Source organism: Ruegeria sp. YTSC192, from assembly GCF_059609705.1.
On sequence record NZ_JBXWMG010000001.1, the window covers coordinates 97,260 to 122,048 of the forward strand.

Here is a 24,789-nt window from a genome sequence, read left to right on the forward strand (position 1 = left end):
ATTAAATATCCTACTGCTCGGGGACGAGGATTTCCCGCTTACCGACGTGATTTGCCGCCGAAACAACGCCTTCGTCCTCCATCTGCTCAACCAGCCGGGCGGCTTTGTTGTAGCCGATGGCAAGTTTACGCTGGATGTATGAGGTCGAGCATTTGCGATCCTTGATCACAATCGCCACCGCCTGATCGTAAAGCGCGTCCTCACCGTTGGTGTTGCCACCAGTGTTCAGGCCCAATACGGCATCGATGTTGTCGGCCTTTTCCTCAGCCGGGCCGTCGACCACGCCGCTCATGTAATCGGGCGGACCAAATTGCTTCAGGTGGTTGACGATTTCCTCGACCTCTTCGTCCGAGACAAACGGGCCATGGCAGCGGGTAATCTTGGCGCCACCCGCCATATAAAGCATGTCACCCTGCCCCAGCAGTTGCTCGGCGCCCATTTCGCCCAAGATAGTCCGGCTGTCGACTTTCGAGGTCACCTGGAACGAAATCCGCGTCGGGAAGTTGGCTTTGATCGTACCGGTGATCACATCGACCGACGGCCGCTGCGTCGCCATGATCAGGTGAATACCCGACGCCCGCGCCATCTGTGCAAGACGCTGGATGCAGGCCTCGATCTCTTTGCCTGCGACCATCATCAGGTCGGCCATCTCGTCGACGATGACGACGATATAGGGCATCGCCTCGGGGGCGAATTCTTCGGTTTCAAACGTTGGTTCGCCGGTCTCATCGTCAAAGCCCGTCTGGACCGTGCGGCTGAACATCTCGCCTTTGTCCTGCGCGTCTTTCACCCGACCGTTGTAACCTGCGATGTTGCGGACACCCATTTTGGACATCTTGCGATATCGATCCTCCATCTCGCCCACGACCCATTTCAGGGCCACAACCGCCTTTTTCGGGTCCGTCACAACGGGCGACAGCAGGTGCGGAATGCCGTCATAGACAGATAGTTCCAGCATCTTGGGGTCGATCATGATCAGGCGGCACTCATCCGGGGTCAGCTTATACAGCAGCGACAGGATCATGGTGTTGATCGCCACCGACTTACCCGAGCCGGTCGTCCCCGCGATCAGAAGGTGAGGCATCTTCGCGAGATTCGCGACAACCGATTCACCGCCAATATCCTTGCCCAGCGCCAGCGGCAACGCGTGGTTGCCGTCGCCGAAATCACGGCTGGCAAGAATTTCACGCAGCACCACCATCTCGCGGTTTTCGTTGGGCAGTTCGATACCAATGACAGAGCGACCCGGCAGGGTCGAAACACGAGCCGACAGGGCCGACATCGAACGTGCAATATCGTCGGCCAGACCGATTACACGGCTCGCTTTCAGACCCGGAGCAGGCTCCAGCTCGTACATGGTGACCACGGGGCCGGGGCGGACGCTGACGATCTCGCCTTTCACGCCGTAGTCATCCAGCACATTCTCCAGCATCCGTGCGTTTTCTTCCAGCGCCTCGTCACTCAGGTGGTGACGCTGAATGCTGGATGGGTTGGACAAAAGGCCCAGCGGCGGCAACTCGAAATCGGAATGACGTTCCTCGAAGGACAGGGTCGGCTGCGCCTCGGCCTGCGCCCGACGGGACGGTGTTGGAGTGCGACGGACAGGTTGGGCAACAACCGGCTTGCGCGGCTCGGCCACTGGTATCTTCACGGCTGGGCGCTGTGGCACAACAGGCTCAGGTGTCGCCGTATCTTCGAACACCGTGTCATCGTCAAAATCATGCGCGGCGTAGCTATTCTCGGGCATGTAGTCTGCCTCGGGCTCATAGTCAGGCTCGGGCTGATAGTCATGCGCCGTGTCTTGCCACATCGGTTCAGCCGACAGAACAGGCTCGGGCGGCAGGCCAGCAGCAGTCATGGGCGGCTCGGGCGGCAATTCATCCGCCCCACTGGGATTGAAGATCAGCGGGTCCGGCCCACGACCGCGACCCTTGGTCAAAGGCCGGCTCGGGTCATGTTCAGGGGCCATCTCGCCGGTCGCCACCTTGCGATTGCGCACGGCGGCCGAAATCTTCGAGCGGATACGATCTTCACCCGGCATTTCATCGAAACCCTGCACTGGCATGGCTTCGACCAATTCAGGCTCTGGCAGCGGCTCGGGACGGCGGATCAGGGCAGGCATCCGGGCCAGCAGGCCGGTTTTCGGGGCGGGTTCGGGTTCTTCCTCGACCTCTTCGAAGATTGGGTCGTCAAACGCGATCTCATCGTCAAAAACGGGTTCAATCCGCGCGGCACGGTGTTCTTTCCATTGCTCACGACGATCCCGCGCAACCTGTGCCGTGGCCGAGGCGCCCCGTCCCAGCATGTTCATCAGCATGTCGTAGGACATCACCAGCCCCAGCAGGAAGGCCCGCGTTCCACGCGCGACATCAACTTTGGTGAAGCCCAAAACAAAAATACCCAGCGTCAGCATTCCGACGGCCATGGCGAACGACATCAGCTTGACCAGGAAATGCGAGGAGATCGGCAGCAGGGTCAGCATGGCCCCCATGACAGTGTCGCCGAACAGGCCCCCCAACCCATAGCTATGGGTTGCGCGCCAGACCTCGCCCGGAACCAGAGTGGCGGCGTAAACCGAGACAATGGCAATCCAGATCGGCGCAAAGATCAGCCGCGCCACGGCTCGGTCTTCGCCGAAATGGCCAGCGAAACGCACACCCCAGCCGATCAGAACCAGCGCGATACCCCAGCTGCCCCAGCCAACGATCATGAACAACGGCGCGGCGATCGAGGCCCCGATCCGGCCCATCCAGTTCTGCACCGGTGCGTCGGTTGAAACCATCCAGTTCGGATCTTCCGGCGTGTAGGACCAGATCATCGCCGCAGCGGCCAGCCCCAACAAGATCAGGGCGATCCCGATCAGTTCCTTGGTGCGCCGCTCAATCGCGGCTTGCGTCGTGCTGTCCAGTAATGGATCGCGGTTGCGCGCGTTCAATGATGCCATTTTGCCCTCGTACCTCACGAATAGATGCAGTCACGAAGCTTGATCAGCCCCTGCTGCAACTCTTTTTTTGGAGCCACCAACGCGGCCCGAATAAACTGCTCGCCCGGGTTCTGCCCCGGATCACCTTGAGAAAGATATGCACCCGGCAGAACCCGAACGCCGGTCTCCTGCCACAGCTTCAATGCGGTTTCCTCGCCATTCTCGACTGGCAGCCACAGGAAAAACCCAGCCTCGGGCGGCATATAGCCTTGCAGGCCTGAGAAGACGTCATCCGCGATGGCGTATTTTTCCTGATAGAGCGCGCGGTTCCGGGCCACGTGTGCCTCATCAGCCCAGACGCGCGCGGCAGCAGCCTGTAGCGGCAGCGGCAACGGCGCACCCGCATAGTTGCGCAGCTGTTTGACCCGTTTGATACTGTCCGGACCGCCCGCAATCAGGCCCGAGCGCAGCCCGGCCAAATTCGACCGTTTCGACAGAGAGTTGAACAGCAGGACCCGCTCAGGATCAGCGCCCATCTCTTGTGCGACGGTCAAGGCACCTGTCGGGGCCTCATCGCGGTAGATCTCGGAATAGCATTCATCAGCGAAAATGCGGAAATCATATTTCTCGGCCAACCCGATCAACTCGGCCCAATAGTCGCGCGAGGCGACAGCCCCCTGCGGGTTCGCAGGCGAGCAGATATAGGCGGCAACCGTCCGGTTCAGCACATCCTCAGGCAAGCTGGCATAGTCCGGCAAATGGCCGGTCGCGGCTGTGGCGGACACGAAATAGGGCTGCGCCCTGACCGAGATCGAGGCGACCATATAGACCTGATAAAACGGGTTCGGACACAGAATGATGGGATCTTGGCCGCTCTTCTGTTCGGGGCACAGCGCCATCGCGGCATTGTACAGCCCCTCACGCGTGCCGTTCAGGGCCATCACGTTGGTATCGGGGTCCATCGTCACGCCGTAGCGGCGCTTGATCCAGTCGGTGATCGAACCGCGCAGCTCGGGCGAACCCTCATTCGGGGGATAACCCTGAAACCCGGCCGCGTTTTCTGTGATGACGTCTGTGACCCAAGCGGGGAAGTCATGCATCGGCGCACCGATGGTCATGTGAATCACGTCTCCACCCGGTTGATGGTGGTCCAACAGGGTGCGCAAACGCGGGAATGCGTATTCCGGTAGGTTCGAAAACCGCTCGGGGAAATTCATATCTACTGCCTCAATATCGGGATCATTTTCGCCCCGTTTGATTTGCAGATTACAGATCAGACCCCGCCCCGTCCAGACAAAGAGGTTCCGAATCAGGGGATTGTGGCATTCACGCCAATGCGGTTTCCGCTGCCGAACCCAACCGCAGCAGCGCTTCCTCCGAGCCGGGATAGCCAAGCATCATCAACCCGCAGCCTGCTGTGCCCGTCGGCAGGGTCAGCGCCGCAAGCCCCATCAGATTGCCGATACGCGTGTTGCGCAGGGCCAGAAGATTCTCGGTCACGTAGTAGTCGTGGTCACTGAGAAGCCGATCCAGATTTGGCGGCAGGATGGGTGCCGTTGGCGCCAGAACCGCATCAAACCCGGCGGTCGCCGCGTCCCACGCCGCACGACAGGCCTTGAGTTTGGACCACGCGGCCACGTAGTCGGGGCCTGATACGTCCTTGCCTGCGCGGAACCTTTCAAGAATTTCGGGATACATCGCGTCGGGGTTCGCTTCGATGACATCTTTCCAAAGCCCGTAAGCCTCGGTCGTGTAAAGAACACCCGAAAGCGCCATTGCATCGTTCAGTTCGGGCACTTCCAGCGGCACGATCTCGGCCCCGGCATCGCGCAGGCGATCCAGCGCATCGTCGAAAGCTTGGCGCGGCGCATCGCGCAAGTCATCTTTGGAGATGTTCTGCAACTCGGCAAAGCGTCGACCTTTCAGGCTGGCCTCGCGCAGATCCGCAGGCGTGCCGCCCTCCAGCAAGGCCAGCATATGCGCGGCGTCTTCGACCGAACGCGCCAGAGGGCCAACCGTGTCGAACCGCAGACAGAGCGGCACGACCCCTTCAAGGCTGAGCCGCCCGGCCGTGGTTTTCAGCCCCACCAAGTTGTTCCAGGCCGCCGGTATTCGCACCGACCCGCCCGTGTCCGAGCCAATCCCGCAGGCCGCCAGCCCCCATGCGACCGAGGCCCCGGCGCCCGAGGATGACCCGCCCGGCACGGCGTCCTCATCATCTACACAGGGCGGGGTGCCCGTGATCGGGTTCAGGCCTAGCCCAGAAAACGCCAGCTCGCTCATATGGGTTTTACCAAGGCACACCGTCCCCATGGCCGTCGCGTTGCGCACAACCACGGCGTCAGCATCCGGCACGCGCCCTTCCAGCAGCGCCGAGCCCGCCTCGGTTCCAATACCAGCGGTGTCGAACAGATCCTTCCAACTGATCGGCACACCATCCAGCAAGGAACGCCGCAGGCCCAAGGCGGCGCGCTCTTTCGCGGCTTTCGCCTCAGCCCGGGCGCGGTCATGGGTAACGCGCGCATAGATGCGGTCGCGATGGGGATGTGCGTCAATGGCGGTCAGATAGATCTCGGTCAATTCAACAGGGTCGATTTGCCCCTTGCCGATCCCACGGCCCAAATCACAGGCCGTCATGGTTAGCCATTCCTGCATTACACCCCTCCTTGCGTCTGCCTTTCTGGGACGGTAGCGACAGGACCGCACATGGACAATCCCGAAAGGGCGCGCATATTGCAGGGCATGACACAGGCATCGAATATCCTGATTGTGGGCGGAGGCCTGAACGGCGCGGCCCTGGCATTGGCACTGGCGCAAACCGGGCATTCTGTTTGCGTGATCGACACATTGGGCGAAAAACTCCGCAAAAACGCGGCATTCGACGGGCGGTCTTATGCGCTGGCGTTGGCGTCCAAACGGTTGCTGGACGCGATCGGCGTATGGGATAGGGTCGAGGAACATGCCCAGCCCATGCTTGAGATCAAGGTCACCGACGGCCATGCGGGTATCGGGCCGTCCCCCTTTTTCATGCATTTCGACCATGCCGAGATCGAAGAAGGCCCGATGGGCTATATGGTCGAAGACCGCCACTTGCGCCGCGCGTTTCTTGAGGCGATGGCGGAAGAACAAGGGATCACCCAGATCAACGGCAAAACGGTTGTTTCGCAACAGGTTGATGCAACCGGCGGGACGTTGACGCTGGATGACGGTGCGACCCTTGAGGGTCATCTGATCGTAGGCTGCGACGGGCGCAGCAGCGGAACTGCGACCCGCGCCGGGATCAAGCGTACCGGCTGGGATTACGGCCAGACCGCCCTTGTCTGCGCGATTGAACACGACCTGCCGCATCACGGCATTGCCCATCAGTTCTTCATGCCCCCCGGCCCACTTGCGATCCTGCCACTGACCGACAATCGCAGCTCGATCGTCTGGAGCGAACGCACCGAGGCAGCGCAGCGCATCAACGCCCTGCCCGAGGCCGAGTATCTGCAGGTCTTGCGCCCTCGGTTCGGGGATTTTCTGGGCGACATTCGCCTGCAGGGCGACCGCTTCACCTATCCGCTGAACCTGACCATCGCCAATTCCTTCATCTCGGATCGTCTGGCCCTTGTTGGCGACGCCGCACACGGGATGCACCCCATTGCAGGCCAGGGCCTGAATGCCGGGCTGCGGGACGTGGGCGCCTTGGCCGAAGTGCTGACCTTGGCCGGGCGGCGTGGCGAGGATATCGGCTCGGTTCTGGTGCTGGAGCGCTATCAGGAATGGCGACGGTTCGACACGGCCTCGCTGGCGATGGCGACCGATATGTTCAACAAGCTGTTTTCGAATGACAACCCGCTGCTGCGCCTTGGGCGGGACATCGGGATGGGCATTGTCGGATCTCTGCCCGGCCTGCGCCGAGGCTTTGTTCGTGAGGCCGCCGGGTTGACCGGCGACCTGCCGAAGCTGTTGCAAGGACGGCCAATCTAGAGCGCTCTTGAGCGTTCAAAAATGCTCAGTCCAACGCGCGGGCCTCATCGACCAGCATCACCGGGATGCCGTTGCGGATCGGAAAGGCAAGACCGGCAGCCTTTGACACCAGCTCCTGCTTGTCAGCATCATAGTGCAGCGTCGTATGCGTCTGCGGGCAAATCAGCGCCTCAAGCATGTGGCGGTCAAAAGCGTGTTCAGGCTCGCTCATTGCAGTTTTTCCTCATTTGATCCGCCCCGCAGCGCGAATTCGATCAATGTTACCAGCGTCTCGCGCCGTGTGCGCAGACAGGGGGCCTCTAGCAGGGCCTGTTTGTCCTCCGGATCGAAATCCATCAGCATCGATAGCGAATTCACCAAAAGCTCGTCTTCTGCCTCTTTCAACGAATCCCAGTCCGTCGACAGATCGCGCGAGTCGAAGAAGCGTTCCAGCAGGTTCAGAAAACGGCTGCGGTCGAACACATCGTCCTTCTCGGCCTTGCCGAGATCGCGGTCAAACCCATCCCAGGACACTTCGCACCGGCGATAGGGTGTAAAGGCGTCCTGTTCGGATTTGATACGGAACCGGGTCACACCGGTCAGGGTGATCAAATAGCGGCCATCCTCAGTCTCGGAGAATTGCGTTACGCGACCGGCGCAACCGATCCGATGCAGCTTTGTGTCATCACTCAGCGACGGGTTCGGCTGAACCATGCCGATCAGCCGCTCCTTTGTTTTCAGGGCATCGTCCAGCATTTGCAGGTAGCGTGGCTCGAAGATGTGCAATGGCAGTCGCGACCGGGGCAGCAGCAGCGCCCCGGGCAGTGGAAACACGGATATCGTATCCGGTAAGTCGGCGGGATGAATCATAGACCCGAGTCTAGCTCTGATCCGGAATTAGGCAAATATCATCGAGCTGAGTTTGCGCCGCCCGTTCAGAACAATCGGATCGTTGGGCTTGAGCGCATCGAAGATCGTGAACAACTGCGTTTTGGCAGCACCCTCGTTCCACTCACGATCGCGGCGGAACAGCTCCAACAGCTGCGTGACAGCCTCTTCCACATCGCCATTGGCGTGTAGGGCCTGTGCCAGATCGAACCGGGCCTGATGATTGTCCGGCTCGGCCTCAACTGCAGCGGTCAGCTCGGCCAACGGGCCTGCATCCGCTGCCTGTTTGGCCAGCTCCAACTGGGCGTGGGCGGCCTCAAGCTCCGGAGCGTTGGAGATTTCGGCAGGGGCGCCGTTCAGGATCGCCTCGGCCTGTTCCAGATCGCCCAAGGCAATATGCGCGCGCACCAGACCACCATAGGCAGCGGCATGGTTGGGGTCTTCGCCCAGAATCGCGGCAAAGGTCTGCGCCGCATCCACGGCTGCGCCTTCAGCCAGCATTTCCTCGGCGGCTTGCACGGCGTCCTCCAGTTGACCACCGGGGCTTTCGCCCCCGGCGGCCTCGATCACGCGGTCGATAAAGGCCTTGATCTCGGACCCTGGCAACGCGCCCTGAAAGCCGTCCACCGGCTGACCCTTGTAGAATGCGTAGACGGTCGGAATCGACTGAACGCGCATCTGAGACGCGATCATCTGCGCCTCATCCACGTTGATCTTGACCATCTTGACCGCGCCCTTGGCAGCGGTCACCGCCTCCTCCAGCGCAGGTCCAAGTGTCTTGCACGGGCCGCACCAAGGTGCCCAAAAATCCACGATCACCGGAGTTTCCTGCGACGCCTCGACAACATCCTCCATAAAGGTGGCTTCGCTGCTGTCCTTGATCAGATCGGTGGCTGAGGTGCTTTCCGCGCCGCTCAGAAGGTCCATGGCATACATTCTCCGGTTCAAACGTGCGCCCTATATGCAATCACTTGCTGCAGAAACCAAGGGCCGAGTTGCAGGTCTAGATCGCTTTGCGTTTGATTTGAATCGAAATACGCTGCCTCTCCCTGCGGTCGAACGCGCATTTCGAAGGCCTCGCCTCAACTAAAACGCAAAACGCTTTAAAGATCGAAACTGGCGAAAACGGGGGCGTGATCGCTTGGTTTTTCCCACCCGCGCGCGTCGCGCAGCACACGGCTGGAATGCCCCGCGTTCGAAATATCCGGGGTGGCCCAAACGTGATCCAGGCGCCGCCCCTTGTCAGCTGCGTCCCAATCACGCGCGCGATATGACCACCAGCTATAAAGCTGCCCTTCGGGGATATCCTGCCGGGTAATGTCGACCCATCCGCCCGCATCTTGTGTTTCGGCCAGTGCTTCAACCTCGATCGGCGTGTGCGAGACGACCTTGAGCAATTGCTTGTGCGACCACACATCATCCTCACGCGGGGCAATGTTCAGATCGCCGACCAGAATGGATTTCTCGGGTCTCTCAGTGTGGAACCAGTCGCGCATATCGCTGAGATAATCGAGCTTTTGCCCAAACTTCTCGTTCACTTCACGATCCGGAACATCCCCGCCCGCCGGGACGTAAAAGTTTTGGATGGTGACGCCATTTTCCAGCCGTGCGGCGATGTGACGGGCATGGCCGAGACCGGCGAAATCCTTGTCGCCGACCTCCTCCATCGGGATGCGCGACAGGATGGCGACACCGTTATAGCCCTTCTGCCCACGGGCCACCATGTGGGTATAGCCCAGCTCCGCAAATCCTTCGGTCGGGATCTTTTCAACCGGAGACTTGCATTCCTGCAAACACAGCACATCCGGAGCCTCTTCCTGCAGCAATTTCAGCACGATAGGCTCGCGCAGGCGGACCGAATTGATGTTCCAGGTGGCAAGGGTGAAGGGCATGGGGGATTCCTCTGTCGAAGTCGGGCTTGGCGTGGCACGGCGTTTAGCGCCACGAGAACAGGCCACAAACGGCTAGGGTCCGTCAATGACCTCTATGCGGAGATAGTGTTGAAAAGTCAGTTGATTGGTTTGTCTGGCGCTGATTCACTTGATTTGAGAGTGGAGGACTTAGCGATGATGGGACCGAGGCAGGTGGCGCAGGGTGCGCTGTTTTACGAGTTCTCGATTGACGATTTTTTCCTGCCAACCAGACACGCGGGATTGAAAGCAAGGAAGGTCTACCCCCGAACTGACCACCCGCGTGGTTAAGGAGTATCTCGAAACGCTGGATGACGCCGCATTCGGCGCGTCCACCAAAGTCGTCTCCAAATACATCTCGCCGGTGGACCCTGCGGCGCGCTGGACAGGCGCCGATGAGGGGCCGCATTCTTTGCTTGTTTCACCAACTACATGGTGGAATTGGACAATGCGATCATCGTAGATGTGGAGCCATCCGTGCCGATCCGAACCGCGGAGGCCCTCGCCGCGCGGCGGATGATCGACCGAATTACCAACCGCTTCGACATGACACCAGATAAGCTGGTGGGCGATACGGGCTACGGATCGGCAGAGATGCTGGGCTGGTTGGTCGAAGAGCACGGCATCGACCCACACATTCCAGTCTGGGATAAATCCAAACGGACGGACGGCACATTCTCACGTGAAGACTTCGTCTACGACCCGGCGACCGACAGCTACACATGTCCTGGCAACAAAGAGCTGCGAACATTTCGCCGGAGCTATTCCACGCCGCGCAAGCCGAACGGCGGCAAAGAGGGGTTCATCAAATATCGAGCGTCAAAGCACGACTGCGACGCATGCCCATTGAAAGCAAATTGCTGTCCAAAACAGCCAGCCCGAAACGTGCTTCGTTCCGTCCACGAAGCTGCTCGAGACGTCGCCCGCGATATCCGAAAGACAGATGCCTGCATGACCTCGTTCATTCAAAGGCGGAAAGTCGAGATGCTGTTTGCTCCCCTGAAGCGATACATCGGCGTGCCGATGATGTGGCTTCGAGAACCCAAAGGTGCATACGAACAGTTCCAACTCGCAGCCACAGCACAGAACCTAAGAAAACTTGCAAAACTAATCCCTCAACCTGAACCAACAGGCTGAGAGGAACATCCCAGCAGCTTTGGGCTTCGCCCATTGGCTGTTCCTACGTCGACTTCTTCGACACTATCCGGACTTTGCCGCTGTTCGAGGCGCTGAACTTATTGCGAAGAGCAAACTAGGTCTGTTCGTATAACCACTCGGTCGCCCCAGTACGTTATTGTGGGGGTCAGACAGATATGCAACTCGAACCAGCAGGTTTCCTCCAAACCTATCTCGGGCGTCGCCCAAGCGAAACCAGAGAATTTAAACTCTTGACGTTTCTGTTCTTTCACCTCGACAGGCCAAGAATCTGTTTTTTCACCATGATTCACATCAACGGTGTTCTGTCTCGATTGCTTCAATTTTAGTGTGTAGTTACCATTTGGGAACTCAAACTTCCAAGTACGATTTTCAACATCAACGATGTCGTCATCGTCAAAACGGCGCCAGTTCTTCATGCCGTGATATTGTTGAAGCTCTGTGCAATTAGCAAGCCCAATCAAGTACAAACCTGTTGAGCACATTGGGCTCTGAGCCGACATTCCCTACTCGCAAATCAAAAAAGCCGCCCCTAATGGGACGGCCTCTCATTCACTGTCTCTTTTCAGAGGATCAGGCTGCCAGAGCGGCCTGAGCTTTGGCGACGATCGCACCGAACGCTTCCGGTTCGTGTACGGCCAGGTCGGCCAGAACTTTGCGGTCCACTTCAATACCGGCCAGGTTCAGGCCGTTGATGAAGCGGGAATATGTCAGAGCCTCGTCATGCGAACGCACAGCAGCGTTGATACGCTGGATCCACAGCGCGCGGAAGTTGCGCTTGCGGTTCTTACGGTCGCGGGTTGCATACTGGTTCGCCTTGTCGACGGCCTGACGGGCAACCTTGAAGGTGCTCTTGCGGCGGCCATAGTAACCTTTGGCGGCCTTGATGACCTTCTTGTGACGGGCGTGAGTTACGGTTCCACCTTTAACGCGGGACATCTCTTAATCTCCTCTTAGCGGTCGTAGGGCATGTAGCCCTTGACGATCTTGGCGTCGGGGGCGGACAGGGTGGTGTTGCCACGGGCGTCGCGGATGAACTTCTTGGTCCGCTTGATCATGCCGTGACGCTTGCCGGCCTGGCCAGCAAGGACCTTACCGGTCGCAGTCACCTTAAAGCGCTTTTTGGCGCTCGACTTTGTCTTCATCTTAGGCATTTCCGTCTCCTTTCGGGGTTCGGTACAAAACGCGACTCGGCATGCCACATTGGCCGGTCACGCGATCAGAAGCGCCATTTACGCAAGTTCATTCATACTGGCAAGGGGGTTTGGCCCAGAATCTGCGCTTTTCGCAACGGCCCAGGCACCGGGGCAGCACAAGGCCGCCCCGGTGAAGTGTTTAGTGGCCGAATTTGCGGATCTCGCCGCTTTTCAGCCGTTCGGAATAGGAGGCCAGCTCCTGACGCACGACTTTCATCAGGAAGTAGAGTGCAAAGACGTTCACAACCGCCATGGCAAAGATTGCCGCATCCGAGAAGTCGATGACCGGGCCAAGGTTGGCCGCCGCACCGATTACCACGAAGATGCAGAAGATGACCTTGAAGATCAGCTCGGTCGTTTTGCCTTCGCCGAACAGGTAGGTCCATGCCTTGAGGCCATAGTAGGACCAGCTGATCATCGTCGAGAAGGCAAACAGAACCACGGCAATCGCCAGAACGAACGGGAACCAGCCGAAGGCGCTGCCGAAGGCGGCCGAGGTCAGGCTGACACCTGTGTTACCGTCCACCGTTGCAATCGCGTTGCCCGCTTCGTTCAGCATGTAGTTGCCGGTTGCCGGATCAACGACCAACTGCTGGGTGATGATGATCACCAGCGCAGTCATGGTACAAATCACAACCGTGTCGATGAACGGCTCAAGCAGCGAGACGAAGCCCTCGGTGATCGGTTCTTTGGTCCGTACGGCTGAGTGCGCAATCGCAGCGGAACCCACGCCTGCTTCGTTCGAGAACGCCGCACGACGGAAGCCCTGGATCAGCGCACCGACCATACCGCCTGCTACGCCGAGGCCGGTAAAGGCACCTGCGAAGATCTGGCCGAAGGCCCAGCCGATCTGGTCGATATGCATCAGGATGATAACCAGCGCCGCCAATACGTACATGACACCCATGAACGGCACGACCTTCTCGGTCACGCGCGCGATGGATTTCAGGCCACCCACGATCACCGCAAAGACGATGGCCGCAAAGACCAGACCTGTGATCCAGCCCGGATAGTCGCCGACGATCCCGGCAATCTGCTGGTGCGCCTGATTGGCCTGGAACATGTTGCCCCCGCCCAACGCGCCAAGGATACAGAAGATCGAGAACAGCACGGCCAGGATCTTGCCACCGGGCAGACCCAGCTCGGCAAAGCCCTTGGACATGTAGTACATCGGGCCACCCGAAACGGTGCCGTCTTCATATTCGTTGCGGTATTTGACGCCCAGCGTACATTCGGTGAATTTCGACGCCATACCCAGCAGGCCCGCGACGATCATCCAGAATGTGGCCCCCGGGCCACCGATCCCGATGGCGACCGCCACACCGGCGATATTCCCAAGGCCGACCGTCCCCGACAACGCGGTGGCAAGGGCCTGGAAATGGCTGACCTCACCCGCGTCGTTCGGATCGGAGTAGTCGCCTTTGACCAAGCTGATCGAATGGCCGAAGAACCGGAATTGCACAAAGGCAAAATAGAGCGAGAACACTGTCGCCGCGACGACCAGCCAACCCACGATCCATGGGAAGCCGGTGCCCGGAAACGGCGCGAAGATAAAACTGACGAAGGGGCCGGTTAGATCCGCAAAGGCCTGGTTGATCTTGTCATCCAGACCCGGCGCCTCTTGCGCGAAAGCGGGGTTGGAAAGCATAGCCATGGTCGCACCAAGACCGAGTTTTTGAAGCATATTCATCCTAGTCCCTCCGCTCAGTTCACGACCGTGACAGGCACGTCGGCATGCATGACCAAATTCTGGGTCGAGCTTCCAAACAGCCGTTTCTTGAACCCATCCGCCGAAGCGCGCCCGACGATGATCTGGGTGCCGCCGTTTTCAACCGTGATCGCGTTCAGCGTCTCGGCCACGTCGCCATGGCGCACGATGCCGTGCGCTTCGAACCCATCGGCCTTTAGCGCCTCAACCGTAGGGGCAATGATCCGCGAAGTGGCCAGTTCGACCTCTTCCTCGCGCCGCTTGTGCCGTTGGGCGTTTTCTTCCGGTGTTTGGAAAGTGAAAGGGGACCATTCGATGACATAAACAACCAGCATTTCGCATGAGCCAATCCGCCCGGCCAAATCCTTGGCAAAGGCGATGGCGCGCTCTCCGGTTTCTGTCCCGTCCAGTCCAATGACAATCTTTGTTGTCATGTCGTTCCTCCATTATTTTTTGGATTGACCGGGGCCCGTGCCCCCGGCAGGGCGACCGGAACCTGGAACTGTCTGAGATGATCGCCCCGTAGCCCAGTATCCGGCAAAAACACCAAAAAACAGAGGCATTTTTGCAAGGTACAACCTTGCGGGGATTTACCCATTGAAATTAAAAGGAAAAAATCGCCCAAAAGATGGGCGACCCGTGAAGTATCAGCTTGATCCTCCTTGAAACCCGACCGGACTCAGCCCGGATCTGTGTTATAGATCAAGCGCTCGTCACAAGGGGCAATACGCAAAATATTCGTGGTTCCGGGGACATTGAACGGTACGCCTGCGGTGACAACGATCTGATCGCTCTCGGCGGCGAACCCGCCTGCGCGGGCGGCGCGGGCGGCGTTGACCACGGCCCCTTTGAACCGCTCAAGCTCGGGCGTCATAACACAGTGGCAGCCCCAGCTCAGGCACAGACGGCGGGCGGTTCCGGTGGCGGGCGTCATGGCGATGATCGGCACTCCGGGACGTTCCCGTGCCGTCAGCAGGGCGGTGGTGCCGCTTTGTGTGAAACAGCAGATCGCCTTGATGTCAGTCTTTTCCGCGATCTCACGCGCTGCTGCCACGATACCATCCGCAATGGTCGACCCTTTGGCAGTACGCGAGGCGGCGATGATCTGCGTGTAGGTCGGGTCGGCTTCGACCTCGATGGCGACCTTGTTCATGGTCTGCACCGCCTCGATCGGGTACGAACCTGCCGCAGATTCCGCGCTGAGCATGATGGCATCAGTGCCTTCGTAAATCGCTGTCGCAACGTCCGAGACTTCGGCGCGGGTTGGCATCGGGCTTTCGATCATGCTCTCCAGCATCTGGGTCGCAACGATCACAGGCTTGGCGGCACCACGGCACTTGCGAACCAGACGTTTCTGGATCGGGGGCACAGCCGAAACCGGTAGCTCAACGCCCAGATCGCCTCGTGCCACCATGATCCCGTCTGATGCGTCGAGAATATCGGCAAACGCTTCGACCGCGGCGGGTTTTTCGATCTTCGACAGGATCGACGCTCGTCCATCCGCCAGCGCACGCGCCTCGAACACGTCTTTGGCCCGCTGCACAAAGCTGAGCGCCAGCCAATCCACACCCAGTTGGCATACAAACTCCAAATCGTCGCGATCCTTGGCCGACAAGGCTGCCAGTGGCAGCAGCACATCGGGCACGTTCACACCCTTGCGGTTCGAGATCGTCCCGCCGACCTCAACCGTGCAATTGGCGAAATCCTGACCGCAATCCTGCACGGTCAGACGGATCTTGCCGTCATTGACCAGCAGCCGCGCACCGGGTTCAAGCGCCGCAAAAATTTCCGGATGTGGAAGGCAGACACGGCTGGCATCCCCGGCCTCAGGGTCGAGGTCCAACCGAAACGCCGCGCCCTCAACAAGTTCTTCCGCGTCATTGGCAAAGACCCCAACCCGCAGCTTCGGGCCTTGAAGATCGGCCAAAATCGCGATCGGGCTGTCCAGATCCTTTTCCACCTGACGAATGATGCGATGCCGTTCGCGGATCTCGTCATGGCTGCCATGGCTCATGTTCAGGCGAAAGACGTCTGCCCCGGCCTCATGCAGGGCCCGGATGGTGTCATAGTCATTGGACGCCGGACCCAGCGTCGCCACGATTTTCACATTTCTAAGGCGTCGCACTGGATTCGCTCTCCTCAATCCCTCGGGAATACGGCAATGTTACCGCAAACAGTATGTGGGTGGTTATTGCGCAATTCCCTTTTGGAAGCAACTGCCATACACCTGCCGCAAACTTGATGACAGGCACATGACATACACTCCGTTTTTTATCCATGGCGAGGATCGCCCGTCCCGATGGCTGATCACCTGCGATCATGCGACCAACACCGTCCCCCCCGAAATCAACGGCGGGGATCTGGGGTTGCCGCGCGAAGATATGGAACGCCACATCGCCTATGATGTCGGCGCCTACGAGGTCTCGAAACACCTGGGCGAGATCCTGAATGCGCCGGTCATCGCGGCCAATTTCTCGCGCCTTGTGATTGACCCGAACCGGGGTGAGGACGACCCGACGCTGCTGATGAAGCTCTATGATGGCTCAATCATCCCCGGCAATCGCCACGCCGATGCGGCCGAGCGTGAACGGCGTTTGAACATGTGCTATCGCCCCTATCACGACGCGCTCGGGCGGTTGGCTGCTCTGCCCCATGCGGTGATCGTCTCGATGCACTCTTTCACCCGCCAACTCCGCGGTCGCGAACCACGCCCGTGGCATGTGGGGGTTCTGCACACCTCGGATGACCGCTTCTCGCGCCCCCTGATCGACCGCCTGAAGGCCGAAAGCGACCTGTGCGTCGGCGTGAACGAGCCCTATACCGGCGTTCTGCCCGGCGACGCTATCGACACGCATTGCACTTCGCACGGTCGGCCGAATGTCCTGATCGAGCTTCGCAATGACCTTATCGCGGATCACGCAGGGCAACGGGCCTGGGCTGAAAGACTGGCGGTGATCCTGCAGGATGCCCTGACAGACAGCGACCTTTGATCACACTTTGTTGTGAGCCGCACCTTCAGCCCCCATATCGGGACCCAGGAAGGAGGCGATCATGACACACGAATTACTGATTGGCGTTTTCGGCTGGATGGCAGTTCTCAACATCGCTGTCTTAGTGTTCACAACGCTGATGGTTGTTGTTTTTCAAGACCGGATTGCAGGGGTTCACGCACGCATGTTCCAAATGGAACGCCCAGATGTGAAGCGCGCCTATTTTCGGTATCTGGCCAATTACAAAATCCTGACGATGATCTTTTGCATCATTCCGTGGCTGGCCTTGAAACTGGCCTGACGCAGAGCTTGTTGAAACACCGACATCAGAGCGTTAGTTCAGAAGAAGACCGCATCCAATCCTCCGGAGCCAGACCATGGACAAGCAAACCGAAATCGAACTTCAGGCCGCAGCGTTCCGACGGTTGCAAAAGCACTTGATGGAAGATCGCACAGACGTTCAGAATATCGACATGATGAATCTGGCCGGGTTCTGCCGCAATTGCCTGTCGCGCTGGTATCAGGAAGCGGCCAATGAAAAAGGCATCGAGATGGACAAGGACGAAGCCCGCCAGATCTTCTACGGCATGTCCATGGATGAATGGAAATCCAACTACCAGACCGAAGCCGGCCCCGACAAGCAGGCCGCCTTCAAGGTCGCATTTGATGAAAATGTCACCAAGAGATCATAAACCCTGAAAACCAGCAGGGCGCTTCATCAGACGTCAAACCTTTTCCTAATAGGGCGGCGCTCAAGAAAACACTATGATGCGCGCCTACATATTTCGAGGGCAGGTTGATGCTTGGTATCTCTTACAGTCACTAGGTTTGGCATCAGTTTCGTCAATGGTCGACGTGTAGATCGTTCACCAACTCGTTCTGGTATCCGAAAAGTGCAGGCAACCCACCCGTGTGCAGCATGACAACTTTCTGTCCGGGTTGAATTTCTCGTGTGTTCACCAGGTGCAACAACCCGGCAAAGGTTTTCGCGGAATAGACGGGATCAAGGAAAATTCCTTCGGTGCGCGCCATCTTCTCCAAGGCAGCACGGGTCATGGAACTGAGTTTCCCGTATCCTGGGGGCAGTGCTTCATCCACTACGGTGATCCTGTCCTGCAAAGGCGCTGCGTCGATTGCCAGCAAATCCGCCAAATTCTGCAGAACAGTGTTCATCCTGGCCTGTTGCTTGTTGTGATCCCTGCGCACGCAGACTCCAAAAACCGTCGCGGCATTTTCTTCCAAGACTACTCCGGCCAACAGACCTGCATGTGTGGCTCCGCTACCCGAAGGGACGACGACCGCGTCGAAATCCGCCATCTGATGACACAGTTCTTGTCCCGCAAGGACATAGCCCAAGGCGCCTAAAGGTGGATGCGACAATCCCAGATGAATGACATAAGGCTTGCGCCCATGAGATTTCAATTCGTCGGCGCGCGCGTGCAGCGCAGCATCTGCTCCGACTTCATCCTCGCCTTCGGGATAACTCATATGTTCGGCGCCCAAGATTTGCGCCAGCAGCACATTCCCGGAGCGGTAATACTCTTCGCCCATATCCGGAACACGTTCTTCCAGTTGCAGCACGGATTGCATACCCAATTTGGCCGCAGCCGCAGCAGCAGATCGAACAAAGTTGGACTGAACTGCCCCGGTGATCAAAATGGTATCGGCACCTTGCCGAAGGGCTTCTCCCAAATAAAACTCAAGCTGCCGCGTCTTATTCCCACCAAACCCAAGCCCGGTCAGATCATCGCGCTTCAACCAGAGATCGATGCCCAGTTCCGAAGACAATCTATCCAACCGCTCCAAGGGGGTTGGACCTGTCATGAGCTGTGCTCGTGGAAAACTGTCCAGATTGCTTTTTTGTGTCATCGTCGGCCCTTTGGTTTTACGCGATCGTAAATGCGCGATGAAAGAGAACACTACAGGCAATGAAAGAAACCAATCGGATCGCTGTTGTGACGAGCGATTGTGGCAAGTAAGGCCCAACCAAGCGACCGAGGACGCTGCCAATCAGGGTCAGCGCAATGAAGCCCCACAATTCCGACCCGAAAGCGAACGCCTGCGTTTTTGTCAGGCTATGCAATAGGAACGCGATGCCGTACGCCACTAGCGCGATGGGTTGAACTAACTTTGCGACCTCCTTCGCCGAGCGGCCCTGTGCAATCAATCCAAATACCATAAGGGGGCCCGGCGTCGCTGCCCAAACGGTCGCCAACCCGGATAATCCTGATATGGCGGAAAATCCAGCTGTTCCAATTGACCGGTGCAAGGGGAGCAAGGTGGTAAGAAGCCCGATCAGCAACAGGCTGGCTGTCAGGGCGAGGACAAACGCCTCGCTCAGCCATGGGTAAATGGCAAGACCTGCAACCACTCCGACGAGGCAACCGATGATTGCCGTTCGAATTGTCTGACGGTCGGACTTAAACACTTTTCGATCTGTCGCCACCGCCGAAACGACGGTGTTCAACAGCAGCAGTGTGGGAACCGCTGTCGACGTACCAAGCATTATCATCATTGGCGGGCCCGCAATAATACTGAACCCGATTCCAACACCGACTTGCAGCGTTGCGCCAAGACCTATGGCGACCATCAGTATAGCAAGGTCAACGAACACTCGGCTCCCCCATATCCCGTGCAATACTGCGGAAACCTTATCTCCAAGGCATGATGCCGGGATAGGTTTCGCGCGTCGCAACGGTATGCGCCATCTGCGCCAGTGTCGTCAAATCGAAGACCGGAAGCTGCAGTTCCTGCTGAAGGCGCGCGGCATATGGCGGCAAATCAGTACACTCCAAAACCAGCGACCTGATTTCCGGTGTTTGACGCTTAAGTCGTCGTGCCGCATCAAGTACTTCGGCCTCGATCAGATCTGTGTCCATGCGGGTTCGTGCATTCCGCAAGATCACTTCAGCGAATTCGCTGGTGTCCTCCAGACCCTGCACTGCAACGGGAATACCAGCCGCTCCAACGCCTTCGAAGTGTCTCGGCGTCAGCGCCGACGCATCGGCCGTCAGAACACCCACCGGCGCGGTTGCCCCGGTCATGTGAAATGCCAATGGCACCTGGACAAGACTCGAAGCAAAGACTGGCACAGAAACGGCTGCCGCCAATTCCTTTTGAAACAAGGCCAGAAAGCCACAGCTTCCTGTGATGGCCCGGACGCCCTCTGCCTCAAGCCGTTGCGCGCCCTCAATGAATGGAGCGAGCAATTCAGGCGACGGATTGTTCAGCAAGGTCGGGACGGTAACACCGTCGATCATCTCGTACAGCACCGGAAATGGCAGACTGGATGGGTTTTTGATATGCCCCGGAGGTTTCGGAAAGTAGCTTTCAAGGCACAACACTCCGATCGAAGCACCGCAGATATTCTGGCCGCCTTCGTAGATTGGCATGGTCTTTGGATCCTTTCGAGTTGGAGATCTAGAAACGGGCCAGTGAGAACGCACTCAGGCTGATATTCGGACTGCGATCAGTCACTATATCTGCCACAAGCTCTCCGGTTTTCGGCGCCATCATCAGACCATAGTGAGAATGCCCGAACGCCGCGTACAAGCCGTCTTTACCGTCAACCGGCCCAATCGCAGGCAAACTGTCGGGAAACGAGGGGCGGCGCCCCATCCAGAACCGCGCCCCGTTGGTATTGAGGTCAGGCACCAATGACCTGGCCTGGTCTACGAGTATCTTTTCTTTTCGCGGATCGGCCGGGGCATCGACGCTGCCGAACTCTGCCGTGCCAGCGACCCGCAGGCCGTCCTCCATCGAGCTTGCGACGACCTTTGCATCCACATCCATGATCGAGTTGTTCAGCAAAGCAGACGGGCTGGGAAATTCGACGTGGTAGCCACGTTCCGCGACGAGCGGAACCTGCAGCCCGAGAGGTCTTAGCAGGTCTGCAGACCACACTCCGGCGGCAAGGATGACATGATGCGCGTTCAACGTCTCTTTCGACGTGGAAACTTGCCAGGAACCATCCTCAGCGCGGAACAATTTACGGACTTCTGCTCGGACAAATTCGGCGCCTTGAGCGCGTGCTTTTTCGGCCAAAACAGCACTCAAACGTCCCGGAGACGTCGCGCGTGCCTGCCCTTTGATCACAATCGCCGCTTTGAACTGCTCTGACAATGCGGGTTCCAGGCGTCGCAGTTCGGCGCCGTTCACACGCTCTAATTCACCGCCTTTTTCGCGACGGATCAGGTAGCCAAGCCCGTTCAGGTCGGCCTCGTCCGGATTCCGAAACGCATGGATATAGTAGCTGTCGGTGATCAGGTCTTCGTGCCCAGTGCCTTGTAGATGACGACGATACAGATCAATAGACGGGCGGCACAAAACCTCCATTGCATCTGACACTTCGCGCACTGATTTTTCGCCGGATTTGCCTAAAAAGCGAATCCCCCAGGGGATCATCTGCGGCCAGAATGACGCCCGGACCGACAAGGCGCTTTTCGGGTCCAGCAGCATCTGGGGAAGTTTCTTCCAAATGCCTGGAACTGCTTGCGGAATGATCGACCAGGGCGACACGACACCCGCATTGCCAAACGATGTTTCTTGCCCAGGGTCACCCCGGTCAACCAGACGAACCGGTATGCCCCGTTCTTGCAGAGACAGTGCACAACAAATGCCGACTATCCCAGCGCCGATGATAGTGACTTGCTCTGTCATCGTATCAGGCCGGCAACCGGCTGCGATTTCGCGCGATCAACTGGGTGATGATGACTGGTGATGCCACGGCAAGTGCAACGAGGTCAGCCGTCAGGCTTGGTGCGACGAAGATCACTCCGGCGATTGCCATCAGAACACGCGACGCGATATTCATCGGCTTCAGCCAGTAACCGACTACGGCTGCAGACAGGGCTATGACACCGGCGATACAGCTGGTTGCGGTGTATGTGAACTCCCATAGATCAAACCCGGTTGAGGACACAAACAGCAGAACCGGAGCATAGACGAAGGCCATTGGTGCGATGACTTTACCCAACCCAAGAGTGAACGCGGAAAGTCCGGTTCTGAAAGGGTTCGAGTTCGCGATGGCCGCCGCCGCATAGGCGGACGTGCAGACCGGCGGTGTGATCTCGGATACCACACCGTAGTACAGCACGAACAGGTGGCTTGCGATGGGCGGAACACCCAACTGCGCCAGCGCAGGCTGCGCGACCGAGACCAGCATGATATAAAGCGCGGTGGTCGGGATGCCCGCACCCATCAGAATGCAGACAATCGCGATGAAGACCAGTGAGATAAACAACTGCAGGTCTTCCATCGCAAACAGCTGGAAATTGCCGAACGAGATCATGTTGTACAGATCCGAGGCCAGATTGCCTGCACCTTGCGTCACCATGAAACCGATGCGGAAACCGATGCCCGTTGTGTTGATCACCCCGACCACGATGCCGACTGCGGCAGCAGCAGCCCCTACGGCCAGCGAGTATTTCACACCCAGTTCGACCGCCTGCAGCATCTCGGGCACTTCGATCCGTTTCTGTGGGTTCAGGGTGGCGATCACCGTCAGGCCGCACAGGATCGACGTCATGGTCAGGTCAAACCCGCCATTCGAGAACTTCCACAGGACAAAGGCCAGAAATGCCGCCGCATAGATCAGCGTTGGCGGTTGCTTGATGCGCGACATGCCCGCGATTACCGCCAGCGATATGCCGCAGAAGGCGGACATGAACGGCGTGTAACCGGTGAACAGCACGACCAACAAGCCGATCAGCGGCACGATATTGGCCCAACCTTCGGCCCAGACGGCCTTGAGCTGCGGCAGTTGCTCTTTCGCCAGACCTTTCAGGTTCAGCTTGCGCGCCATCAGATGCACCACGGCAAAAACGCCAACATAGTGCAGGAGCGCCGGGAAGATCGCGGCGATGACGATAGTGGTATAGGGAACCTCAAGGAACTCGGCCATGATGAAGGCGGCTGCCCCCATGATTGGCGGGGTGATCTGGCCACCGGCTGACGAAGCCGCTTCGACCCCGCCCGCAAAATGGCCGGGGTATCCAAGGCGCTTCATGTTGGGAATTGTCAGCGCGCCGGTTGATACGGTGTTGGCCACCGAAGAGCCCGAGATCGTGCCGAAAAACGCCGAGGATACCACCGACACTTTTGCCGGACCGCCAGTGTAACGGCCCGCCAAAATCGTTGCGTTGTCGATGAACAACTGTCCCAATCCGGTACGCTGCGCGATCACGCCAAACAGGACGAAATGGAACACGATGGTCGAAACCACCCAAAGCGTGACGCCATAGATGCCTTCCTGCGGGAAATACATCGATGACACGAAGGTTTTGAAATTCACACCGGGATGCTGCAGTAGTCCGGGGAAATACGGCCCAAGCAGTGCATATGAGATGAACACACAAATGATCAGCGGCAGCACCCAGCCCAGCGTGCGGCGGGCGATGTCCAGCACCAGCAGGATGATGATCACCCCAAGCAAGACATCATACCCGTTGGGGTTGCCCATGCGGAAGGTCTGCTCCTCAATCCCCAGAAACGGGACACCGCGCCAGGCAAAGCCGACATAGAGCGCGGCAACGATGCCCAGGGCCATGAAGACCAGATCGTAAAGGGGGATGTTGCCAATCCGGAACCGGCTGACCTTGAGGGCATAGAGGCTTTTGGCCCCTACAATCGGAATGGTCGCGTAGACCAGAATGAACAGCAGGGCCAGATAGATGCCCATATGCCAGTGATCGGCAGGCAGGCCGAATCCGGCGGTAAAGAATTCGTAAAATGCTAAGATCAGGGCAACGACGCGCAGAACCTTGCCTGCGGCGGGCGTGACCTGCCGGACGGCGGCACCTTCGTCAAACTGTTCCTCGATGGCCGCAAGCTCCTCGGCCGTCAGTTCGTGGTCATCAAGTTTCTGGGTCTCGGACATGATGGCCCCCCGATTTCGCATAAATCCAGAGTACGGTGCCCCCCGCGGGGGCACCGACGGCAAGTGTCAGTAAGGTATGGTTACTGAAGCAGGCCAGCTTCTTTGTAGAACTTCTCGGCACCCGGATGCAGCGGAACGCCCAGTGCCTCGACACCGTCCAGCGCCGTGTCCGCAGTGATCTGCTTGCCCTTGGCGTGACCATTGTCCAGCAGCTTGCGGGTGTTGTCGTTCCACAGGGCCTTGGTCAGGCCATATACCAGTTCGTCGGACAGTTCCGAGGACACCACCAGCATCGCGCTGACCGCAGGGGTATTGGTTTCCCCGTCAATGCCTTCATAGACGCCGCCCGGAATGGCCGAAGGAATATAGGCCGGAATGATCTCGTTGATCTTGGCCAGATCGTCATCACTGAAGGAATGCAAGTTCATGCCTTTGGTCGAGGACAGCTGCACCATCGCCGCAACCGGCCAGCCTGCAGCATAGAAATAGGCATCCAACTGACCATCAGCCAGACGCTCGGCGCTTTGGCTGTTGTTCAGCTCGGCCTCATCCATATTGTCCCGGTTGACGCCCCAAGCATCCAGCATCTGCAACACGGCAACCTGCGTACCGGAACCGGCTTGCGCGATTCCGACACGTTTGCCTTCCAGATCGCTCAGATCGTTGATCGTCTCGCCGGCAGGCAGAACCAAATGCAGGTCTTCCGGGAACAAGTTGGCCACGATGCGAAGATTTGGGTGGGGTTTGCCTTCAAACTTGCCCTCACCCAGATACATCGAACGGGTAACGTCGGCAGCAGCCAGCCCGGCCTCAAGCTCTCCGTTTTGAACAGCGGCGTTGTTGAAGACCGAAGCGGTGGTGGATTGCGCGATTGCGATCAGCCCCGGTACGCCGCATTGGCCACCCTCTTCACACGGGCGCGAGCCCGGAGGAGCAGAAATTCCGTTTGCGATGGTACCGCCAATGGGGAAATAGGTTCCACCGGCACCACCTGTGCCAATGCGGAAAAATGTCGGATCCTGCGCCAGCGCAGGTGCGGCCAGTGCGCCAGCCAAAGCCAGACCAGTCAGGCATTTCACTAGTTTCATCGTCGTCTCCGTTGTTGGTTCGTGGGATTCGGTTTGACCGAACCTCGATCCCAAAATCGTAAAGACAATTAGCATTAATGCAAATTTGTTATATTTCACAAAACTA

At 58.4% G+C, this 24,789-nt stretch carries 24 protein-coding genes; 5 read left to right on the forward strand and 19 right to left on the reverse strand.

What is annotated here, in order from left to right; translation table 11 throughout:
* Positions 1–10 precede the first annotated feature (10 nt).
* From AC2FD8_RS00465 to AC2FD8_RS00475, 3 genes are all read right to left on the reverse strand, one after another.
* Positions 11–2,944, reverse strand: a complete 2,934-nt coding sequence (locus AC2FD8_RS00465; RefSeq protein WP_496853892.1) for a DNA translocase FtsK — start codon at positions 2,942–2,944, stop codon at positions 11–13.
* A 14-nt stretch (positions 2,945–2,958) separates the two neighbouring features.
* Positions 2,959–4,140 carry an aminotransferase class I/II-fold pyridoxal phosphate-dependent enzyme gene (locus tag AC2FD8_RS00470; RefSeq protein WP_496853891.1) on the reverse strand — a complete coding sequence of 394 codons (1,182 nt, stop codon included), beginning with the start codon at positions 4,138–4,140 and terminating at the stop codon, positions 2,959–2,961.
* A 109-nt stretch (positions 4,141–4,249) separates the two neighbouring features.
* Positions 4,250–5,578: an amidase gene (locus AC2FD8_RS00475; protein ID WP_496853890.1), complete on the reverse strand. Its 1,329-nt coding sequence runs from the start codon at positions 5,576–5,578 to the stop codon at positions 4,250–4,252.
* Positions 5,579–5,629: 51 nt separating this feature from the next.
* Between AC2FD8_RS00475 and AC2FD8_RS00480 the strand changes: the two genes are divergently transcribed.
* Positions 5,630–6,892 (forward strand): FAD-dependent monooxygenase, encoded by a 1,263-nt coding sequence (locus tag AC2FD8_RS00480; protein WP_496853889.1) that lies wholly within the window; start codon positions 5,630–5,632, stop codon positions 6,890–6,892.
* Between the two features lie 25 nt (positions 6,893–6,917).
* Here the strand turns inward: AC2FD8_RS00480 and AC2FD8_RS00485 are convergent, their stop codons facing one another.
* The 4 genes from AC2FD8_RS00485 to AC2FD8_RS00500 form a co-directional block, all read right to left on the reverse strand.
* Positions 6,918–7,103, reverse strand: a complete 186-nt coding sequence (locus tag AC2FD8_RS00485; RefSeq protein WP_170460087.1) for a Trm112 family protein — start codon at positions 7,101–7,103, stop codon at positions 6,918–6,920.
* Entirely contained in the window at positions 7,100–7,741 is a 642-nt protein-coding gene (locus AC2FD8_RS00490; RefSeq protein ID WP_496853887.1) for an LON peptidase substrate-binding domain-containing protein, read from the reverse strand. Before AC2FD8_RS00490 ends, AC2FD8_RS00485 begins: the two co-directional genes overlap by 4 nt.
* 27 nt (positions 7,742–7,768) lie before the next feature.
* Positions 7,769–8,686 carry a thioredoxin gene (gene trxA, locus AC2FD8_RS00495; RefSeq protein ID WP_496853886.1) on the reverse strand — a complete coding sequence of 306 codons (918 nt, stop codon included), beginning with the start codon at positions 8,684–8,686 and terminating at the stop codon, positions 7,769–7,771.
* 176 nt (positions 8,687–8,862) lie between these two features.
* On the reverse strand, positions 8,863–9,651 hold the full coding sequence (locus tag AC2FD8_RS00500; protein WP_496853884.1) for an exodeoxyribonuclease III: 789 nt from the start codon (positions 9,649–9,651) through the stop codon (positions 8,863–8,865).
* A gap of 450 nt (positions 9,652–10,101) precedes the next feature.
* On the opposite strand from AC2FD8_RS00500, the gene AC2FD8_RS00505 reads away from it, so the two are divergent.
* Positions 10,102–10,806, forward strand: coding sequence for a transposase (locus tag AC2FD8_RS00505; protein ID WP_496853883.1), 705 nt, complete (start codon positions 10,102–10,104; stop codon positions 10,804–10,806).
* A 98-nt stretch (positions 10,807–10,904) separates the two neighbouring features.
* On the opposite strand, the gene AC2FD8_RS00510 is transcribed toward AC2FD8_RS00505, so the two are convergent.
* From AC2FD8_RS00510 to pyk, 6 genes are all read right to left on the reverse strand, one after another.
* The gene (locus tag AC2FD8_RS00510; RefSeq protein WP_496853881.1) at positions 10,905–11,243 is read right to left on the reverse strand and encodes a hypothetical protein; all 339 of its coding nucleotides are present in this window, start codon (positions 11,241–11,243) and stop codon (positions 10,905–10,907) included.
* Between the two features lie 154 nt (positions 11,244–11,397).
* On the reverse strand, positions 11,398–11,763 hold the full coding sequence (gene rplT / locus AC2FD8_RS00515) for a 50S ribosomal protein L20 (protein ID WP_008756009.1): 366 nt from the start codon (positions 11,761–11,763) through the stop codon (positions 11,398–11,400).
* Positions 11,764–11,777: 14 nt separating this feature from the next.
* On the reverse strand, positions 11,778–11,978 hold the full coding sequence (rpmI, locus tag AC2FD8_RS00520) for a 50S ribosomal protein L35 (protein WP_010443552.1): 201 nt from the start codon (positions 11,976–11,978) through the stop codon (positions 11,778–11,780).
* A gap of 181 nt (positions 11,979–12,159) precedes the next feature.
* The gene (locus AC2FD8_RS00525) at positions 12,160–13,710 is read right to left on the reverse strand and encodes an alanine/glycine:cation symporter family protein (RefSeq protein WP_496853880.1); all 1,551 of its coding nucleotides are present in this window, start codon (positions 13,708–13,710) and stop codon (positions 12,160–12,162) included.
* 14 nt (positions 13,711–13,724) lie between these two features.
* Positions 13,725–14,162, reverse strand: coding sequence for a universal stress protein (locus AC2FD8_RS00530; protein WP_170380993.1), 438 nt, complete (start codon positions 14,160–14,162; stop codon positions 13,725–13,727).
* A 245-nt stretch (positions 14,163–14,407) separates the two neighbouring features.
* Positions 14,408–15,853, reverse strand: coding sequence for a pyruvate kinase (gene pyk / locus AC2FD8_RS00535; protein WP_496853879.1), 1,446 nt, complete (start codon positions 15,851–15,853; stop codon positions 14,408–14,410).
* Between the two features lie 127 nt (positions 15,854–15,980).
* Here pyk and AC2FD8_RS00540 point away from each other — a divergent pair, with 127 nt between their 5' ends.
* From AC2FD8_RS00540 to AC2FD8_RS00550, 3 genes are all read left to right on the forward strand, one after another.
* Entirely contained in the window at positions 15,981–16,718 is a 738-nt protein-coding gene (locus AC2FD8_RS00540) for an N-formylglutamate amidohydrolase (protein ID WP_496853878.1), read from the forward strand.
* Positions 16,719–16,779: 61 nt separating this feature from the next.
* Positions 16,780–17,019 (forward strand): DUF6868 family protein, encoded by a 240-nt coding sequence (locus AC2FD8_RS00545; protein ID WP_496853877.1) that lies wholly within the window; start codon positions 16,780–16,782, stop codon positions 17,017–17,019.
* Positions 17,020–17,095: 76 nt separating this feature from the next.
* Complete coding sequence (locus AC2FD8_RS00550) at positions 17,096–17,410, forward strand: DUF1244 domain-containing protein (protein ID WP_496853875.1); 315 nt, start codon at positions 17,096–17,098, stop codon at positions 17,408–17,410.
* 151 nt (positions 17,411–17,561) lie between these two features.
* Here AC2FD8_RS00550 and AC2FD8_RS00555 read toward each other — a convergent pair whose 3' ends face one another.
* The 6 genes from AC2FD8_RS00555 to AC2FD8_RS00580 form a co-directional block, all read right to left on the reverse strand.
* On the reverse strand, positions 17,562–18,638 hold the full coding sequence (locus tag AC2FD8_RS00555; protein ID WP_496853873.1) for a D-cysteine desulfhydrase family protein: 1,077 nt from the start codon (positions 18,636–18,638) through the stop codon (positions 17,562–17,564).
* On the reverse strand, positions 18,604–19,332 hold the full coding sequence (locus AC2FD8_RS00560; protein ID WP_496853871.1) for a TSUP family transporter: 729 nt from the start codon (positions 19,330–19,332) through the stop codon (positions 18,604–18,606). Before AC2FD8_RS00560 ends, AC2FD8_RS00555 begins: the two co-directional genes overlap by 35 nt.
* Before the next feature lie 37 nt (positions 19,333–19,369).
* Positions 19,370–20,110, reverse strand: a complete 741-nt coding sequence (locus AC2FD8_RS00565; RefSeq protein ID WP_496853869.1) for an aspartate/glutamate racemase family protein — start codon at positions 20,108–20,110, stop codon at positions 19,370–19,372.
* A 28-nt stretch (positions 20,111–20,138) separates the two neighbouring features.
* Complete coding sequence (locus AC2FD8_RS00570) at positions 20,139–21,377, reverse strand: NAD(P)/FAD-dependent oxidoreductase (protein ID WP_496853867.1); 1,239 nt, start codon at positions 21,375–21,377, stop codon at positions 20,139–20,141.
* A 4-nt stretch (positions 21,378–21,381) separates the two neighbouring features.
* Entirely contained in the window at positions 21,382–23,595 is a 2,214-nt protein-coding gene (locus tag AC2FD8_RS00575) for a TRAP transporter permease (protein WP_496853865.1), read from the reverse strand.
* A gap of 80 nt (positions 23,596–23,675) precedes the next feature.
* Positions 23,676–24,683 (reverse strand): TAXI family TRAP transporter solute-binding subunit, encoded by a 1,008-nt coding sequence (locus AC2FD8_RS00580; protein ID WP_496853863.1) that lies wholly within the window; start codon positions 24,681–24,683, stop codon positions 23,676–23,678.
* Between the last annotated feature and the right edge of the window lie 106 nt (positions 24,684–24,789).